Below are 16,830 nucleotides of genomic sequence, written 5' to 3'. Positions count from 1 at the left end.
CCGTCCGACAGATCTCCACCCGCCACGCCCCGGCGCCGGGCCGAACGGCGCGGCCTCCTCCTCTGGCCCGTTGGCCCCCGGCGCCGGTGACGGCATCGGGGGCCCTGGGGTGTCGGTCAGGCGGCGTTCTCCCCGGACACCTCCTCGCACAGGCTCCGCTCGACGTCGTGCGCGAGGATCCAGGACACGTCGGCGGCCTGGTCCCGCACGCCCTTGCCGGGGCCGCGTCCGCCGCCGTCCCGCGAGCCCAGTTGCACGCGGGTGGTGTGCGGACGGCGCACGGCCTCGTAGCGGGCCAGCGCGGCGGCGATCCCGTCGCCGCCGGGCTCCGCCCCGGCGAGGCAGACGGCGAGCGCGACGCCGTCCTCCACGGCCTGGTTGGCGCCCTGCCCGTGGTGCGGCAGCATCGGGTGGGCCGCGTCGCCGAGCAGCGTGGTGCGGGCGGTGCTCCAGCGCCGCAGCGGCTCCCGGTCGTACAGCGCCCAGCGCCGCACGTCCCGTGCCGCCCCCACGAGTCCGCGCACCTGCGGCGCCCATCCGGCGAGCGCGGCGTCGAGGTCGGCGCGCTCCGCCGCGCTGGTCCAGGACTCGGCGTGGCCCTCCGGTGCCGGCGCGACCACGACGTAGGTGAACTGCCGCCCGCCGCTGACCGGGTAGACCAGTACGCGTGCCGTCGGCCCCGCGAACATGTACATCTGCGTGGGGTCGAGTCCGGGCACGTCGGCCGCGTCCACCAGACCGCGCAGCGCGCTGTTGCCCGAGTAGAGGGGCTGTTCGTCCCCGGCGAGCGAGCGCCGCACCACCGAGTGCACCCCGTCCGCGCCCACCAGGGCGGAGGCCCGGGTCGCGGTGCCGTCGGCGAAGCGCAGGGTGACGCCCTTGCGGCCCTCCTCGTACGCCACCAGCTCGCGCCCGGTGTGCACCCGCGAGGCCGGCAGCAGGGAGGCCAGCATCCGGTGCAGGTCGCCGCGGTGCACGGTGAGATAGGGCGCGCCGAACGCCCGCTCCCAGGCCGCGCCCATCTCCTGCCGGGCCACGACGGAGCCGTCGTGGAAGGCCCGCACCTGAAGTGCCTCGGGCCGTACCGCGGCCCGCTCCAGTTCGCCGGCCAGTCCGAGCCGGTGCAGCAGCCGGGTGCCGTTGGGTCCCAGGTGCATGCCGACGCCCTGCTCGCGCAGGGTGTCGCCGCGCTCGTAGACGTGCACGTCGATGCCCCGCTGGTGCAGGGCCGCGGCGGCGGCGAGTCCGCCGATCCCGGCGCCGGTCACCGCGATCGTGGTGGTCGTCATCATCGGTGGTCCCAGGCGTTCTCGAAGGAGTCGAAGGAGTCGTACGACTCGTCGAAGGCGAAGTCGTCGTAGGCGCCGGAGTCGCCCAGCGCGAGGAGGGCGTCCAGGTCGGCGGCGGCGGCCAGTTCCACGTCCGCGATCCGTGCGTCCGGGTCCCGCACGGCGGCCGCGAGCAGCCGCTCGTAGCCGTCCGCGAGCCGCTCCACGCTCGTCCGGTCCAGCACGTCGGTGTCGTAGGAGAAGACGGCGGTGACGCCGTCGGGGGTCTGCTCGATGCGCAGCAGCAGGTCGAGCTGGCCCTCCTGCTGCGGTACGTCGATGAGGGCGATGTCGAGGCCGGCGCAGGAGATGGCCGGGCCGACGGCCTCGCCCGGCGGGACGTTGGGCACGGGCGGCTGCATGCGGTCCATCTGGACCAGGAACAGCGCGGCCCGGAACAGCACGGTGTCCGGGAAGGCGAGCCCGCAGGGGTAGCGCACCCCGAGCATGCCCCGCATGATCCGCTCCCCCGCCTGCCCGGCCGCGGACCGGAACGTGGTGTCGGGGCCGAACTCGGCACGCACCGGCATGGTGTTGAGGAAGCAGCCGATCAGGTCCCGCTGACCGCGTCCGGAGCGCGCCGAGGCGGGCACGCCGAGCAGGAAGTCGTCCTGGCCGCTCCAGCGGTGGGTGAGGGCCTGGAACACGGCGAGCAGATACGCGAACGGGGTCACGCCCGCCGCGCCCGCGGCCGGGCCGAGCCCGTCGGCCGACTCCGGCGCGAGGCGTCGTACGACCGTGTCGCCGCGCAGGGACCGCACCCGCGGCCGGGGCCGGTCCAGGGGCAGTTCGGCGGGGGCCGAACCGCTCACCGCGGCCCGCCACTCCTCGGCGGCCGCGAGGCCCGCGTCGGATGCGGTGAAGCGCAGTTCCTCGGCCGCGTACTCGCTGTAGGAGGAGGTCAGCGGACGCCAGGCGGGTGCGGTGCCGGTGGCGTGCGCCGCGTAGGCGTCCAGCACGTCACGGACCAGCAGCCAGCGCGAGGTGAAGTCGCTGACGATGTGGTGGGCGGAGGTGACCAGCGCCCAGTCGTCGTCGGTGCGGCGCAGCAGGACGACCCGGAAGGTGCCCGCCTCCAGCCGGAAGGGGCGGGCTCCGGCCTCCTCGGCGGCCTGGAACAGCCGGCTCTCGTCGGCGCCCTCCAGATCACGGAACTCCAGCCGGATCATGGGCTGTTCGGCGACGACCCGGACCGGGCGGCCGTCCTGCTCGGCGAAGACGGAGCGCAGCAGCTCCTGCCGCTCGCCGACCGAGGCGACGGCCGCGTCCATGGCGGCGGGGTCGACCCGGCCGCGCAGCCTGAGCGGCATCACGATGTTGTAGGCGGCGCTGTCCGGGGCGATGCGGTACGCCGTCCACATCGACTCCTGGACCGTGGTGAGCGGCAGCGCCCGTACGGCGGTGCTCATCCGCAGCCTCCCGCGTGGCTCAGGTCGGAGGCGCGGCCCGCGACGACGGACAGGTCGGCGGCGTCCGGGTCGGTCTCCTCGCCCGGCTGGCCGAAGGAGGCGACGAAGTCGGCCACCCGGTCCAGACCCCAGTAGGGCTCCGAGCCGTTGATGAAGTACGGCACCCCGAACACGCCGTCGCGTACGACGTCCAGCAGCGCCCTGGCGCCCTGGGCGCGCAGCTCGGTGTCGTCGGTGTCGGCGGCCTCGAAGCCGAGTTCGGCGGCGAGTTCGGCGACCGTGGCCGGGTCGCACAGGTCGCGGCCCTCCAGCCAGCGGGCCCGGCCGGCCCGCTCGACCCAGGCCTGGCCGAGGCCGTGCCGCTCGGCTGCGAACCAGGTCAGGTGCGCGGGCTCCCACCACGGCTCGGCGTCCACCGGCCAGGTCAGCTCCAGTCCGCGCGCGGTGGCCAGGCGGCGCACGTCACGCAGGATGTAGAACTGCTTGGCCCGGGACATGGGCGTGTACGGGAACTCGGCCCCGGCCTCGGCGAGCAGCTTCTGGCTGGTCTCGTCGGGCTCCCAGAAGGGCCGCCACTCCAGCCGGTCGAGCAGGTCGGGGCGGTGGGCGCGCAGCGCGCGCAGGGCGAAGAAGTTGTAGGGGCTGCGCAGGTTGAAGTAGAACCGCGGCGGCCGGGCGGCGCGTGGCATGGCTGATTCCTTCCGTGGTGCCGTGGTCAGACGACCAGGCCGCCGTCGATGGCGAAGACCTGTCCGGTGATGTACGAGGCGCGCTCGCCCGCCAGGAACGACACCAGTTCGGCGACCTCCTGCGGCTCGCCGAAGCGGCCCAGCGGGATGCGGCGGGTCATCTCCTTGACGTGCTTCTCGGAGAGCCCGCCGGTCATGTCGGTGCCGATGAAGCCGGGGGCGACCACGTTGGCGCGGATGCCGGACCGGCCGGCCTCCTTGGCGAAGGCCTTGGTGAGGCCGATGATCCCGGCCTTGGACGCGGAGTAGTTGGCCTGGGTGGCGTGGCCCTCCGCCGCGACCGAGGAGAGCGTGATCACCGTGCCGCGGCGGCGCTTCATCATGGGGAAGGCGAGCGCCTTGACGAAGTGGTACGTGCCGTCGAGGTTGGTGCGCAGGACGGCGTCCCAGTCCTCGTCGGCCATCATCGCCAGATGGCCGTCCCGGACGATGCCGGCCGCGGTGACCAGGACGTCGACCGGGCCGAGCCGGTCCTCGGTCTGCTGCACGAAGTCCGCCACGGCGGCCCGGTCGGTCACGTCGACCCGGCGCGCCAGGGTCCGCGCGCCGTGCGCTTCGGCCGCCTTCGCGGCCAGCTCGCCCGCCTGTTCGTTGGACTGGAAACACAGCGCCACGTCGTAGCCGTCCCGGGCCAGCGTCTCCACGACGGCCCGCCCGATACCGCGCGATCCACCGGTGACGAGCGCCACCGGCCTCGGTGTGTCGGACATGGACTTGCCTCTCTCCTAGGAAGTTCGGACCGTTGGTTTCGGAAGTGCCGGGGGTTACGGCCGTCAGGCCAGGCGCAGCAGCACCGCGCCCGCGGTGCCGTCGCGGTCGACGGCGGTGACCAGGGTCAGCCGGTCCACCAGACGCGGGTCGGCCTCCGCCTCGGCGAGGACGGCGGCGAGCTGGAAGGCGGCGGAGGCGGCGCCGGCGTCACCGACCAGGGAGCGGACGGGCAGCCGGTTGCCGGTGAGGCCGTCGAGCGCGGACTCCTCCTGCTTGCCGAGCAGTCCGGGCGGGGTGCCGGGCGCGATCAGCTCCACGTCGTCCGGGGCGGCGCCCGCGGCGGCCAGCACGTCGGCGACACAGCGCTCCAGTGCCGTACCGGCCCGCGCGGTGTCCTGGAAGGCGCGGAAGCGGGAGCCGAGGACGGCGGCCAGGACCGGACGGCCGGACTCCCGGGCGTCCGCCGCGTCCTCCAGCAGGAACAGCGCGGCGCCCTCGCCGAGCGGCTGCGGTGCGGCGCCCCCGTGGTCGGCGACCCGCTCCAGGCGGGCGCGCTGCACGGAGAACTCCTCGGCCGCGCCCGCCAGCAGCGCCCGGCCGTGCCCGCCGCGCAGCAGCCGGGAGGCGTACTGCAGCGAGAGCAGCGCGGTCGCCGCGCCGCCGGAGACGGTGACGTTGGGGCCCTTGAGGGTGTGCCGGATGGCGCTCTGCCCGGTGGGGCAGTTCATGACGGTGTTGGGGAAGCGTGCCGGGTCGACGAGGTAGGGCTTGTCACCGGTGAGCGCGTCCCGCGTGAAGTCCATGATCGACTGCACGCTGCCGGAGGTGCCGAGGACCAGCCCGGTCGACTCCGGGTCGGCGGCGAGCCCGGTCCCGTACTCCGCGAGGAGCATCCCGACCGTGGCGGCCGCGATGCCGGTGACCCGGTCCATGGAACGGGTGCCCTTGCGGCCCAGTACCGCCTTGATGTCGAAGCCGGGGATCAGCCCGGCCTCCTCGTACGGCACCGGCCAGTCGGCGCCGTCCAGCGGGGCGATCGCACGCCGTCCGGACGCGAGGCCCCCGGCGAAGGCGGTCCTGCCCAGTCCGTACGGCGAGGACACGGCCCAGCCCGATATCACCAGCTCCGCCGGCGGCGCGCCCGTTTCGGCTGCCATGGCGTCCCACTCCCCTCTGTCGTCGTGTGTCGGTGTGCTGTGTCGGTCTCAGGCGGTCTGTCTCAGGAGGTCTGTTTCAGGCCGTCCGTCTCAGGCCGCGGCCGGCGCGGGTGTGTCCCACCGGCCGAGCACCAGCACCGCGTTGTTGCCGCCGAAGGCGAGGCCGTTGTTCTGCACGACCCTCAGGTCCGCCTCGACTGCCTCGTTGGGCACGCAGTCGACCGCGCACTCGGGGTCGGTGGTGCGGTGGTTGACGGTGGGCGGGATGAAGCCGTCGCGCAGGGCGAGCGCACAGGCCGCCGAGGCGAGGGCGCTGGCGGCGCCCATGGTGTGCCCGATCATCGACTTGATGGAGACGGTGCGCGGCAGTTCCGCGCCGAACACCTGCCGGATCGCGCCGACCTCGGTGACGTCGTTGGCCTTGGTGCCGGTGCCGTGCGCCGAGATGAAGTCGACGTCGGCCGCCTCGATTCCGGCGTTGCGGTGCGCGGCCGTGATGCAGCGGGCGATCGAGTCGCGGTCCGGGGCGACGGGGTGGCTGGCGTCGCAGGACAGCCCGTAGCCGAGCACCTCGGCGTAGATGCGGGCGCCGCGGGCCAGCGCGGACTCCAGCGACTCCATGAGCAGGATGCCGGCGCCCTCGCCGGTCAGGATGCCCTGCCGGTCGGCGTCGAACGGACGGCACACGTCGGGTGCGATGGTGCCGAGCCGGTAGAAGCCGGTGAAGGTCTTGCGGCACAGCGCGTCCGCGCCCCCGCACAGCGCCATCTCGACGTCGCCCGAGCTGATCGCGTCGTAGCCGTATCCGACGGCGTAGTTTCCGGCGGCGCAGGCGGTGGGGACGGTGACCGTCTCCACGTCCTCCAGGCCGAGTTCGCGCACGATCCCGGCGGACAGCCGGCCCGGCCACACCCGGCGGGCCACCACGGCGTCGAGCACGTCGTCACCGCCGTTGACCTGCAGCCCGGTGAGGTGGTCCAGGTCGCGGGACTCACCGTCGGTGGTGCCGACGGAGACCAGCGACCGGACCTCGCGCACCTGCTCCTCGGTGAGGCCGGCGTCGGCCACCGCCATCCGGCTCGCGGCGACCGCGAACTGGGCGGCGCGGCCGAGGTCGTCCGGCGACTGCTCGGTGATCCAGGCCTCGGGGTCGAAGTCGGTGATCTCGCAGGCGTTGGAGTAGGCGAAGCCGGTGGTGTCGAAGGCGGTGATGGGCTTCGCGCCGCTGCGCCCGGCCCGCAGGCCCGCGGCGAACGCGTCCACTCCGGTGCCGATGCTGGTCACCACCCCGAGGCCGGTGACGACCACCCGGTGCCGGGCGCCGGTCACTGGGCCTTGGCCTCGGCGACCACGGCGTAGACGCCGGCGAGGTTGACCATGCGGCTCAGCTCGGACTGCTTCAGGGTGATGCCGAAGGTGCGCTCCAGGGAGGCCAGGATCTCGATGGTGCGCAGCGAGTCGGCGTCGTGCTCCTCCTTGAACAGGCTGGTGTCGGTGACCTCGTCGAGCTCCAGCTCGAGGATGTCGCAGACGATGTCCTTGATCTGGCTCTGCTCGGTCTCGCCCAGGGCGGGGATCTGCGTGGTCATGGGATGCCTCCGTAAAGGGGATGAAAGGGGGTTCCGTGGTCGATGCCGACCATGCTGGGCGGGCCGGCTATCGATGCCCTATATCGGCCAACTCGCTCGCGTTCCCGGCGGGTTGGGGGAACATGGTGCCGTCGTCCCAGAGGTGGGAGACCGCGCCGAAGTGACGCCGTACCCAGGCGTCGTCGTAGATCGTGTCCAGGTAGCGGTCGCCGCCGTCGGGCAGGATCAGCACGACGTTCGCGCCCGGTTCGACGTGGGGCAGGACGCTCTCCAGCGCGGACACGACCGCACCGGAGGAGCCGCCGGCGAGGATCGCCTCGCGCCGCACCAGCCGCCGGCAGCCCACCACACAGTCCAGGTCGGTGACGTGGATGACGTGGTCGGCGTCCGCGGTGCGCAGCAGCTTGGGCCGTACCGAGGCACCGTGCCCGGGCACCAGCCGCTTGCAGCTCGCGGTCGGCCCGAACAGCACACTGCCGACGGCGTCGACGGCGTGCACGGTGGTGGCGAGTCCCGCCTGCCGGATGTACTCGGCGCAGCCGCCCAGGGTGCCGCCGGTGCCGGCGGCCAGGACCAGGTGGTCCACCTGTCCGTCGAGCGCCTCGGCGATCTCCCGCATGGTGGTCAGGTGCGCCTGCCGGTTGAGGGGGTTGGCGTACTGGTCGGGCCAGTACGAGTCGTGGGTTTCGGCCAGCAGTTCGGCCACCCGGCGCAGCCGCGCGGGCAGCAGTTCACCGGTGACCGGGTCCGGATCGCGGACCACTTCGACCTCGGCGCCGTAGGCGCGCAGGATCGCGATGTTCTGCTGGGTGGTGCGGGCGTCGACCACGCAGACGAGGCGCAGTCCGAAGTACCCGCAGATCTGGGCGAGTCCGATCGCGAGGTTGCCGGAGCTGGACTCGATCACCGTGGAACGGCCGGGCACGAGCTCCCCGGAGCGGATCCGGCCCAGCACCATGCCGAGCGCGGAGCGGTCCTTGACACTGCCGCCGGGGTTGAACCGTTCGGCTTTGGCCAACAGCCTGCCGGGGAATCCCGGGACGAGCCGTTCCAGCTCGATCAGCGGGGTTCCCCCCACCGCGGAAAGGATTCCCTTGAGTCCGGCCGGCGGAGTACCGGGGAGTCCGCCCGGCCCCGGGGCAACGGCATTCCCGTCTTCGTACGGCATCTGATGCAGCCATCCTCTGCTGGGAGTTGCGGGGCGGTTTTCTATGCCACCCGACAATCGCCGGGCCGCCTATACCTCACCCATACAAGGCTGCTCAAGCAGAGATTCCAGCCATCTATAGAAGCGGCATAGCCGGCCCTCCGAATCTGGCGTGGAATCGCTCGACAGCGTCGGGACGAATGTGCTCCCGACCCACCCGACCAGGAGAGAGAGCCCCGCATATGACCGATACCGACTCGCGTATCCGTAAGGTCGTCATTCTCGGCGGCGGCACGGCCGGCTGGATGACCGCTGCCTATCTGGGCAAGGCGCTGCAGGGCACCGTGGACATCCAGGTGCTGGAGGCTCCCGCCATTCCCCGGATCGGCGTGGGCGAGGCCACCGTTCCCAATCTGCACCGCGTGCTCTTCGACTATCTCGGGATACCCGAGGAGGAGTGGATGCGGGAGTGCAACGCCAGTTTCAAGATGGCGGTGCGCTTCGTCAACTGGCGCACGCCGGGCCGCGGTGAGCCCGGGGCCCGCACGCTGGACGACGGCCGGCCGGACCACTTCTACCACCCGTTCGGCATCCTGCCGGACCACGACAACACGCCGTTGTCGCACTACTGGTTCAAGAACAGGCACGAGGGCCGCACGGACGAGCCGTTCGACTACTCGTGCTTCCGCGAGCCCCCGGTGATGGACGCCAATCTCTCCCCGAAGTGGCTCGACGGCACCCCCTCCACCCGCTACGCCTGGCACTTCGACGCGGCGCTGGTCGCCGACTTCCTGCGCCGGTTCGCCACCGACAAGCAGGGCGTCGAGCACGTCCAGGACGAGATGGTGCGGGTCGAGCAGGACCAGCGCGGGTACGTCACCGCGCTGCACTGCAAGTCCGGGCGGGTGCTGGACGCGGACCTGTTCGTGGACTGCTCGGGCTTCCGCGGGCTGCTGATCAACAAGGCCCTGGGCGAGCCGTTCCTGGACATGAGCGACCACCTCATGTGCGACAGCGCGGTCGCCACCGCCGTCCCGCACGACGACGAGGCGAACGGTGTGGAGCCGTACACCTCCGCCATCGCGATGTCCTCCGGCTGGGCCTGGAAGATCCCGATGCTGGGCCGCTTCGGCTCCGGCTACGTCTACTCCAGCAAGTTCACCTCGCAGGACGAGGCGACCCGGGAATTCTGCGAAATGTGGAATCTGGACCCGGCCGAGACCAAGTTCAACCACGTCCGTTTCCGGGTCGGCCGCAACCGTCGCGCCTGGGTCAACAACGTGGTGAGCATCGGCCTCGCCTCCTGCTTCCTCGAGCCGCTGGAGTCGACCGGCATCTACTTCATCACAGCCGCCATCTACCAGCTCGCGAAGCATTTCCCGGACCGCACCTTCAACCCGGCGCTGGTCGACAGTTTCAACAACGAGATCGAGGTGATGTTCGACGACACCCGCGACTTCATCCAGGCCCACTTCTACTACGCCCCGCGCAACGACAGCCCGTTCTGGCGGGCCCAGAAGGAGCTGACGCTGCCGGAGAACATCCAGAAGAAGATCGAGGCCTACAAAGCCGGCCTGCCGATCAATTCGCCGATCGCCGACGAGTCCACGTACTACGGCAATTTCGAGGCGGAGTTCCGGAACTTCTGGACCAACGGCAGCTACTACTGCATCTTCGCCGGCCTCGGCCTGGAACCCGACACCCCGCTGCCGGCCCTCGCCCACAAGCCGGAGTCCGTGGCGGGCGCCGAGCCGCTGTTCGAGCAGGTACGGCAGCAGCAGGAGCACCTGCTGCAGACCCTCCCCAGCACCTACGACTACCTGCGCCAGCTGCACGGCAAGTAGGCCCAGGTCCAGCACCGCACGGCGGTGCCCGTCGCTCCCGGCGGCGCGGCACCGCCGGCCTCTCACGGACAGGAGTCCTCCTGCATGAGCACATCCCTGAGCACGTCGTCCGGCAACACCGACATACGCCCGCTGATGTCCTGCTTCCCGTCCGGGGTCTCCGTCGTCACGGCGCTCGACGCCGACTCCGTTCCGCGCGGGATGACCTGCAGCTCACTGGCGAGCGTGGCCCTCGACCCGGCGACCCTGGTGGTCTGCCTGCGCACCGCGGGGCCGACCCTGCAGGCCGCCCTGGAGAGCGGCCGGTTCGCCGTCAACCTCCTGGACGAGCGGGCCCGCGACGTCTCCGACCTGTTCGCCTCCGGCAACGCCGACCGCTTCGAGCGCGCCGAGTGGCGGCTGCCCCTGGGCGCCGGCGGCCCCCATCTGACCGGTGCGGCGCTGGCTGTCGCGGACTGCGAGATCGCGCAGGCGGTCGAGGTCGGCGACCACACGGCCGTCTTCGGCCGGGTCACCGGAGTCACGCTGGCGGACGCCGGCGAGCCCCTGCTGTACGGCCGCCGCCGGTACGCCCGCTGGTCGGTGGCGGCGAGTCCGCTCGCCGAGATGCCGGTCCCTCTCGAAGGAGACGCCCGTGTCGGCACCCGCCTTTGACCCGTTGCCGGACCTGCTGATCGCGGTGCCGGTGGTCATCGCCGCCTGCCGGGCCGGCGCGGTCCTGTTCCGGCGGCTGGGCCAGCCCCCGGTGATCGGCGAGATCACGCTGGGCATCCTGCTCGGACCATCCCTGCTCGGCTGGCTCTCACCGTCGTTCCAGCACTGGCTCTTCCCGCCGGAAGTACTGCCGTACGTCGGCGCGCTGGGCAATCTGGGGCTGCTGGCCTTCATGTTCCTGGTCGGCCTGGAGCTGGACCTCTCGGCGCTGCGCGGTCACGGCCGCTCCGCGGTGGCCGTCTCTCAGGCCAGCATCTCGCTGCCACTGGCGCTGGGTTCGCTCCTCGCGCTCGGCATGTACGGCACGTTCGCTCCCGAGGGCGTGGGCCGGCTGCCGTTCGTCCTGTTCATCGCGGTGTCGATGAGCATCACCGCGTTCCCGGTGCTGGCCCGCATCCTCACCGACCGCGGCATGTACAACACCCGCCTGGGCTCGCTGGCCATGGCCTGCGCGGCCGTCGACGACGTGACCGCCTGGTGTCTGCTGGCCGTGGTGGCGGCGGTCGGCGCGAGCGGCTCCCTCCAGGACGCGGCGCTGACGGCACTGTGGTCGGTGGTGTTCCTCACGGTGATGCTGCTGGTCGTGCGACCGTTGCTGGCGAGGGCCGCCGAACGGGCGTCGCGGGCCGTGGAGTCCACCGTCCTGGTGGTGCTGTTCAGCGGCCTGTGCCTGTCGGCCTTCGTCACCGACCGGATCGGCATCCACGCCCTGTTCGGCGCGTTCTTGTTCGGCGTGGTCACCCCGCGTGGCTCGCGCACCGTCGAGATCTCCGCGGCCCGCTTGCGGGCGTTCACCGTACCGGTGCTGCTCCCGCTGTTCTTCGTCAGCACGGGCCTGAAGACCGACGTCGCCCTGCTCACCGGCAACTCCGCCCAGTGGCTGTGGGCGGCGGCGGTGCTGGCGGTGGCCGCCCTCGGCAAGTGGGGCGGCAGCACGGCCGCGGCCCGGCTGGCCGGCGAGACCTGGCGGGACGCGATGTCCATCGGCGCACTGATGAACTGCCGTGGCCTGACCGAGCTGGTGGCCCTCAACCTCGGCCTTCAGCTGGGCGTGATCGGCCCTGCCCTCTTCACGATCCTGGTCCTGATGGCGCTCCTCACCACGGCGATCACTTCTCCTGCGCTCACCTGGTTCCGTCGCCCGCCCGTGCCGGACGACCCGCAGGACGCGTCGGCAGCCTCGCAGAACCTTCCGGCGGCCTCCCAGCCCCGGCCGGCGGCATCCAGCCCGTCCGGCGTTTGAGGACGAGGCCCGTTCGGGGCTGACACGGAGATCCAGGGGCAAAGCCCCCGGGGGCGGTCACACCGGCCCCGGGGGCCCACTCATGCGGCCGGTGCCAGCGCCCTCTCCCTCGTCGCAGAAACCCACCGCTCCAGCGTCGCCCGAGCCGCCCCCGAGTCGACGGCCTCGGCCGCCGACCCCAGTGCAGCCCCGATCCGTTCGGTCACCGTACGACCGCCGCCCTCCGCGGAAGCGGCAAGCGCAGCCGCCGCCGACAGCAGCACCGCGTCCCGCACCGGACCGCGTTCACCGTCCAGCACCCGCAGTGCGACCTCCGCGTTGTGCACGGCGTCGCCACCCCGCAGCGCCTCGACCGGCGCCGGCGTGACACCGACGTCCCGCGGATCGAAGGTCTCCTGCCGCAGCTGGCCCCCGGCCACCGAGAACACGGTGGACGTGGTCGTCACCGTCAGCTCGTCCAGCCCGTCGTCGCCCCGGAACACCAGCGCGGTGGCCCCCCGCCGCGCCAGCACCCCGGCGACCAGCGGCAGCAGCCGCGGGTCGGAGACCCCCACCGCGTGTGCCGCGGGAGCCGCCGGATTGGTCAGCGGACCCAGGGCGTTGAACACGGTCGGAATGCCCAGCGCCCGCCGTGCCCCGGCCGCGTGCCGCATCGCCGGGTGGAAGTCGGGGGCGAAGCAGAAGGTGATCCCGGCCTCCTCCGCCACCGCGGCGACCTGCCCCGGCGGAATCCTGAGACTCACACCGAGCCGCTCCAGTACGTCCGCCGACCCCGAGGCCGAACTCGCGGCCCGGTTGCCGTGCTTGACGACCCGTACGCCGGCGCCCGCCGCCACGATCGCGGCCATGGTGGAGATGTTGACGGTGTTCGCCCCGTCTCCCCCGGTACCGACCACATCGACGGTCCTCCCCGGCACGTCGATGCGCACGGCGTGCGCCATCATCCCTCGTACGAGCCCCTCCAGTTCGCCGACCGTCTCCCCCTTGGCGCGCAGGGCGACCAGGAAGCCGGCGATCAGGGCGTCCGGGGCCTTGCCCCGCATCACCTGGTCCATGACCCACGCGGTGTCCGCGCCGGACAGGTCACGGCCGTTCAGAACGGACCCGAGCAGTGCGGGCCAGGAGCGTTCCGTCCGCTCCGTCTCGGTGCCTGTGCTCACAGGTACTCTCCTTCGGTCCGTGGTTCGGCCCGTCGCCCCGGCCTAGCTCCAGGGGTCCACGCCGTCGGTGCCCAGCGTCACGGTGACCCCGTCACCGGAGACCACGACGCCGGCCTGAACCCCGTCCGCGGTGGTGACCGCGGCCGGCCGCTCCTGCGCCTCGGCGTGGTCGGCGCCCGCCACCGCGGTGAAAACTGCGCCCGCGGTCAGCGCCGCGAGGACGAGAGCCTGGAGCTTGTTCTTCCGAGCGGACTTGACGAGCTGCATTTTCGTCTCCCGTTGGGTTTTCGTTGCTGCGGTTCGTTCCGACAGCAAGAAATCTATGGGGGTGCCGCTTCGCTTTATTATCGACCGAGCTTCGCCCCCGCACGCCCGGCGATAACGACGATATACATGCAGGCCAGAGGAGGTCCCCGAGAATACGGACCATTAAATTCCGATATCCCGGAAGCGGAATCGGCACCGGTACGGGTAATTCCGCACACGGTGCCGTTAATTCCGCTCGTCAAGCGACCCGCTCCACCGTCGACGCGCTCCTCAGAAAGTTCTCCAGCAGCCGCAGCCCGCCGAGGGTGGTCACCGACTCGGGATGGAACTGGACGCCCTCGACGGGCAGTTGCCGGTGTCTGAGCCCCATGACATATCCGTCGTCCACGGCGCGCGCGGTCACCGTCAGCTCCTCGGGCAGCGGCTCGGCGACGATCAGCGAGTGGTACCGGGTCGCGGTCACCTCGGTGCCGAGCCCGGTGAACACCCCGGCCCCGTCATGGGTGACCGGGCTGGTCTTGCCGTGCTTGAGCCGCTCGGCGACGGCCACCTCGGCCCCGTAGGCGAGCCCGATGGCCTGGTGGCCCAGGCAGATGCCGAGCAGCGGCACACGCCCGGCGAAGGCGTGCACGAGTTCCACGTGACCCGAGTCGGCCGGATGCCCGGGACCCGGTCCGAGGACCACCGCGTCCGGCGCCCCGGCCAGCAGCTGCTCCGGTGTGCGGGTGCCGGAGCGCACCACCTCGGTGCGTGCGCCGAGGGTGCGCAGATACTGGTCGATGATGTGGGTGAAACTGTCGTAGGCGTCCACGAGCAGCACGTTCACGGCAGCAGCTCCTCACCGGTCAGCGCCCAGTAGGCGGCGCCCATCTTGTGCAGCGTCTCGCGCCACTCCGCGTGCGGGTCGGAGTCGGCGACGATGCCCGCGCAGGCCTGCGTGGAGTACGTCGTCCCGTCGTGGGCGACGGTACGGATGCACAGCGCGAGCCGGGACCAGCCGCGCACGTCGACCAGGCCGACGGCACCGGCGTACATGCGCCGCGGCTCGCTCTCCAGCTCCTCGATGATCTCCATGGCGCGGATCTTCGGCGCGCCGGTGACCGTGCCGGCCGGGAAGGTGGCGCGCAGCGCGGACCAGGTGTCCTCGCCGGGCGCGAGCCGTCCCTCGACGCTGGAGACCAGGTGGAAGACGTGCGAGTACGTCTCGACCGTCATCAGCCGCTCGACGGCAAGCGTGCCCGGCCGGGACACCCGGCCGATGTCGTTGCGGCACAGGTCGACCAGCATCACGTGCTCGGCGCGCTCCTTCTCGCTGGCCCGCAGGGCGGCGACGCGGGGGCCGTCGACCGCCGGGTCGCCGCTGCGCGGGGTGGTGCCGGCGATGGGCCGCATCACGATCCGGTCGCCGCGGGTGGCGAACAGCACCTCGGGGCTGGCGCCGACGAGGGTGGTCCCGCCGCGCGGCACGAGGTACATGTGCGGGGACGGGTTGCGGTGCCTCAGCCGCCGGTAGACGTCGAGCGGGGCCAGGTCGGTGGTGACGTCGATGCGGTGGCCGATCTGGATCTGGTAGATGTCCCCGACCCGGATGTGCCCGAGGCAGCGTTCGACGTTCTCCAGAAACGTTTCCTCGTCGGTGCTGTCGTGCACCGCGTGCGGCGCGGGCGCCTCGGGCACACCGCCGGGCACCGGCCGCAGCCGGGCGACGGCCGCGGCGACCGTGCCGGGATCGGTGGGCGGGAAGTCCTCGCTGTGCGCGGTGCGCAGCGCGACGGTGCCGGCGGCGCCGTCGTAGTGCACGACCTCGCGGAACAGGGTGAGCACCAGGTCGGGTCCGCCGTCGGCGGTGCGCCGCGGCAGCCGCTCCATGTGCCAGGCGGCGCCGTAGCCGACGGTGGCGAGGAACCCGAAGGCGTAGGTGTCCGCGGGAACCGCGGTCTCGACGGCGAAGGCGCGCTCGGTGGCCCGCAGCAGCTCCCACACCTGGTCGTCGGAGGCGAGCGCCCGGGCCCCGCCCGGCAGCGGGGCGAGGTCCAGGGCGTCGGCGGCGGCGAGCAGCGCGTCCACGACCGGAGCGATGCCGTCGACGGTGACCCGGTCGGCGTGCACCTGGAGTTCGGCGAGCCGGCCGTGGCCGACGAGGGAGTCCCCGCCCTCCTGTTCGGGCGCTTCCAGGCTCTCCAGGAGGAACACCTCGCCGTCACCGAGGCGTTCGCGCAGGGTGTCGTACAGGGCGAGCGGGTCGTGCGGGGGCAGCGGGGTCTCGTCGACGCGGACGGCAACGGGCCGGCGCCGGGCGCCGGCCGCGTGGGGCGGTGGGTCGAGCAGGGTGGTCACGGGTGGGGCCCCTTCCTCGGGGTGGTCCGGTCAGGAGTGCGTTCAGCCGTAGCGGCGCAGCTCGTGGAAGAAGTCGGGCTGGACGGAGAGTTCGCCGGAGGCGTGCAGGGTGTCGTACACGTGCTTGCCGAGCGCGAGGTCCAGCACACCGAGGCCGAACGGGGAGAAGAACACCGGCCGGTCGGCGGGTACGGACCGCTCGCCGGTGAGGACGTCGTAGAGGGTGCCGTCGATGAAGTCCCGGCCGCCGGTGAGCTGTTCGGCCAGGTGCGGTGAGGTGGCGGCCTTCAGGCAGTGCTCGATGTCGTCGACGAAGTTGGCGCCGGTGAGGATCACCTCGGGCGCGAGGTCGCGCAGCGACACGTGCAGCACCAGCGGGTGGTGGCCGAACCAGCCGGGGTCGGTGATGTGGGGGGTGCCGGCGAGGGTGGCGAAGACGACCAGGTCGCTGCTCCGGACCAGGTCCTCGGCCTTCTCGTGCACGGTGACCCGGCCGCCGTCCGCAGCTCCCTCCAGGTAGCCGGCGAATCCGGCCGCGTGCTCGGCCGACAGGTCGTGCACGCCGATCTCGTCGAACCGCCAGCCGGTACCGGCCAGGTACTGGTGGACGTAGCGGGCGATGAGTCCGGTGCCGACGAACCCGACCCGCCGGGGCCGCTCGCCCCGTCCCCGGCTCAGCGCGTCCGCGGCCAGCGCCGCCGAGGCCGCCGTACGGGCCGCGCTGATGATGGAGCTCTCCAGACAGGCCAGCGGATAGCCGGTGCCGTGGTCGTTGAGGATCAGCACGGCGGAGGCGCGCGGCAGTCCGGCGGCCACGTTCTCGGGGAAGCTGGAGATCCACTTCAGTCCGTCGACACGGACCTCGCCGCCGATGGACGCGGGCAGGGCGATGATGCGGGAGGCCGGGCGGTCGGGAAAGCGCAGGAAGTAGGACGGCGGATTGACGGTGTCACCGGCGCCGTGGACGCGGTACGCCGTCTCGATCAGGCGCACCACCTCCCGGTACCGGCCGTCGAGTACCCGGTGGACCTGGGCCCCGGAAATCACCGCGAAGGAAGGCGCCTTGGCAACGGGCGGCATCTTGTACTCCACACTTCGGCTGACGTCTGTCCCAGCCGAAAGTAGGCACGTCGCTTATCGGCTGATTATTGGGCGTCTACATCACGTGCTGCGGT

Annotated in this window: 16 protein-coding genes; 3 read left to right on the top strand and 13 right to left on the bottom strand. The window is 72.2% G+C overall.

Going from position 1 to position 16,830, the window contains the following annotated elements; all coding sequences use genetic code 11:
- Positions 1–116: 116 nt before the first annotated feature.
- From FB157_RS33350 to sbnA, 8 genes are all read right to left on the bottom strand, one after another.
- Positions 117–1,292 (bottom strand): FAD-dependent monooxygenase, encoded by a 1,176-nt coding sequence (locus FB157_RS33350; protein WP_145884400.1) that lies wholly within the window; start codon positions 1,290–1,292, stop codon positions 117–119.
- Positions 1,289–2,737: a condensation domain-containing protein gene (locus FB157_RS33345; RefSeq protein ID WP_145884399.1), complete on the bottom strand. Its 1,449-nt coding sequence runs from the start codon at positions 2,735–2,737 to the stop codon at positions 1,289–1,291. The genes FB157_RS33350 and FB157_RS33345 overlap by 4 nt, the downstream gene beginning before the upstream one ends.
- On the bottom strand, positions 2,734–3,426 hold the full coding sequence (locus FB157_RS33340) for a 2-hydroxychromene-2-carboxylate isomerase (RefSeq protein WP_145884398.1): 693 nt from the start codon (positions 3,424–3,426) through the stop codon (positions 2,734–2,736). Before FB157_RS33340 ends, FB157_RS33345 begins: the two co-directional genes overlap by 4 nt.
- Positions 3,427–3,452: 26 nt before the next feature.
- The gene (gene fabG, locus FB157_RS33335) at positions 3,453–4,196 is read right to left on the bottom strand and encodes a 3-oxoacyl-ACP reductase FabG (RefSeq protein ID WP_145884397.1); all 744 of its coding nucleotides are present in this window, start codon (positions 4,194–4,196) and stop codon (positions 3,453–3,455) included.
- Between the two features lie 63 nt (positions 4,197–4,259).
- On the bottom strand, positions 4,260–5,354 hold the full coding sequence (locus FB157_RS33330) for a beta-ketoacyl synthase N-terminal-like domain-containing protein (RefSeq protein WP_186581802.1): 1,095 nt from the start codon (positions 5,352–5,354) through the stop codon (positions 4,260–4,262).
- A gap of 90 nt (positions 5,355–5,444) precedes the next feature.
- Entirely contained in the window at positions 5,445–6,683 is a 1,239-nt protein-coding gene (locus FB157_RS33325; RefSeq protein WP_145884396.1) for a beta-ketoacyl synthase, read from the bottom strand.
- Entirely contained in the window at positions 6,680–6,943 is a 264-nt protein-coding gene (locus FB157_RS33320; RefSeq protein WP_145884395.1) for an acyl carrier protein, read from the bottom strand. Before FB157_RS33320 ends, FB157_RS33325 begins: the two co-directional genes overlap by 4 nt.
- 67 nt (positions 6,944–7,010) lie before the next feature.
- Complete coding sequence (gene sbnA, locus FB157_RS33315; protein WP_261386700.1) at positions 7,011–8,021, bottom strand: 2,3-diaminopropionate biosynthesis protein SbnA; 1,011 nt, start codon at positions 8,019–8,021, stop codon at positions 7,011–7,013.
- Positions 8,022–8,332: 311 nt separating this feature from the next.
- Here sbnA and FB157_RS33310 point away from each other — a divergent pair, with 311 nt between their 5' ends.
- The 3 genes from FB157_RS33310 (at position 8,333) to FB157_RS33300 (ending at position 11,891) form a co-directional block, all read left to right on the top strand.
- Positions 8,333–9,934: a tryptophan halogenase family protein gene (locus FB157_RS33310; RefSeq protein WP_145884393.1), complete on the top strand. Its 1,602-nt coding sequence runs from the start codon at positions 8,333–8,335 to the stop codon at positions 9,932–9,934.
- An 84-nt stretch (positions 9,935–10,018) separates the two neighbouring features.
- Entirely contained in the window at positions 10,019–10,588 is a 570-nt protein-coding gene (locus FB157_RS33305) for a flavin reductase family protein (RefSeq protein ID WP_145884392.1), read from the top strand.
- On the top strand, positions 10,569–11,891 hold the full coding sequence (locus FB157_RS33300; protein WP_261386699.1) for a cation:proton antiporter: 1,323 nt from the start codon (positions 10,569–10,571) through the stop codon (positions 11,889–11,891). Before FB157_RS33305 ends, FB157_RS33300 begins: the two co-directional genes overlap by 20 nt.
- 80 nt (positions 11,892–11,971) lie before the next feature.
- Here FB157_RS33300 and trpD read toward each other — a convergent pair whose 3' ends face one another.
- The 5 genes from trpD to sbnB form a co-directional block, all read right to left on the bottom strand.
- The gene (trpD, locus tag FB157_RS33295; RefSeq protein ID WP_145884391.1) at positions 11,972–13,051 is read right to left on the bottom strand and encodes an anthranilate phosphoribosyltransferase; all 1,080 of its coding nucleotides are present in this window, start codon (positions 13,049–13,051) and stop codon (positions 11,972–11,974) included.
- 42 nt (positions 13,052–13,093) lie between these two features.
- Positions 13,094–13,318, bottom strand: coding sequence for a hypothetical protein (locus FB157_RS33290; RefSeq protein WP_145884390.1), 225 nt, complete (start codon positions 13,316–13,318; stop codon positions 13,094–13,096).
- Positions 13,319–13,556: 238 nt separating this feature from the next.
- Positions 13,557–14,144: an aminodeoxychorismate/anthranilate synthase component II gene (locus FB157_RS33285; RefSeq protein ID WP_145884389.1), complete on the bottom strand. Its 588-nt coding sequence runs from the start codon at positions 14,142–14,144 to the stop codon at positions 13,557–13,559.
- On the bottom strand, positions 14,141–15,655 hold the full coding sequence (locus FB157_RS33280) for an anthranilate synthase component I family protein (RefSeq protein WP_145884388.1): 1,515 nt from the start codon (positions 15,653–15,655) through the stop codon (positions 14,141–14,143). Before FB157_RS33280 ends, FB157_RS33285 begins: the two co-directional genes overlap by 4 nt.
- 42 nt (positions 15,656–15,697) lie before the next feature.
- On the bottom strand, positions 15,698–16,735 hold the full coding sequence (gene sbnB, locus FB157_RS33275; RefSeq protein WP_145884387.1) for a 2,3-diaminopropionate biosynthesis protein SbnB: 1,038 nt from the start codon (positions 16,733–16,735) through the stop codon (positions 15,698–15,700).
- Positions 16,736–16,830 lie beyond the last annotated feature (95 nt).

This window comes from Streptomyces sp. BK340 (assembly GCF_007827595.1).
GTDB lineage: Bacteria > Actinomycetota > Actinomycetes > Streptomycetales > Streptomycetaceae > Streptomyces.
Note: the sequence above shows the minus strand (reverse complement) of the source record. Positions and strands in the feature narration are given on the sequence as shown.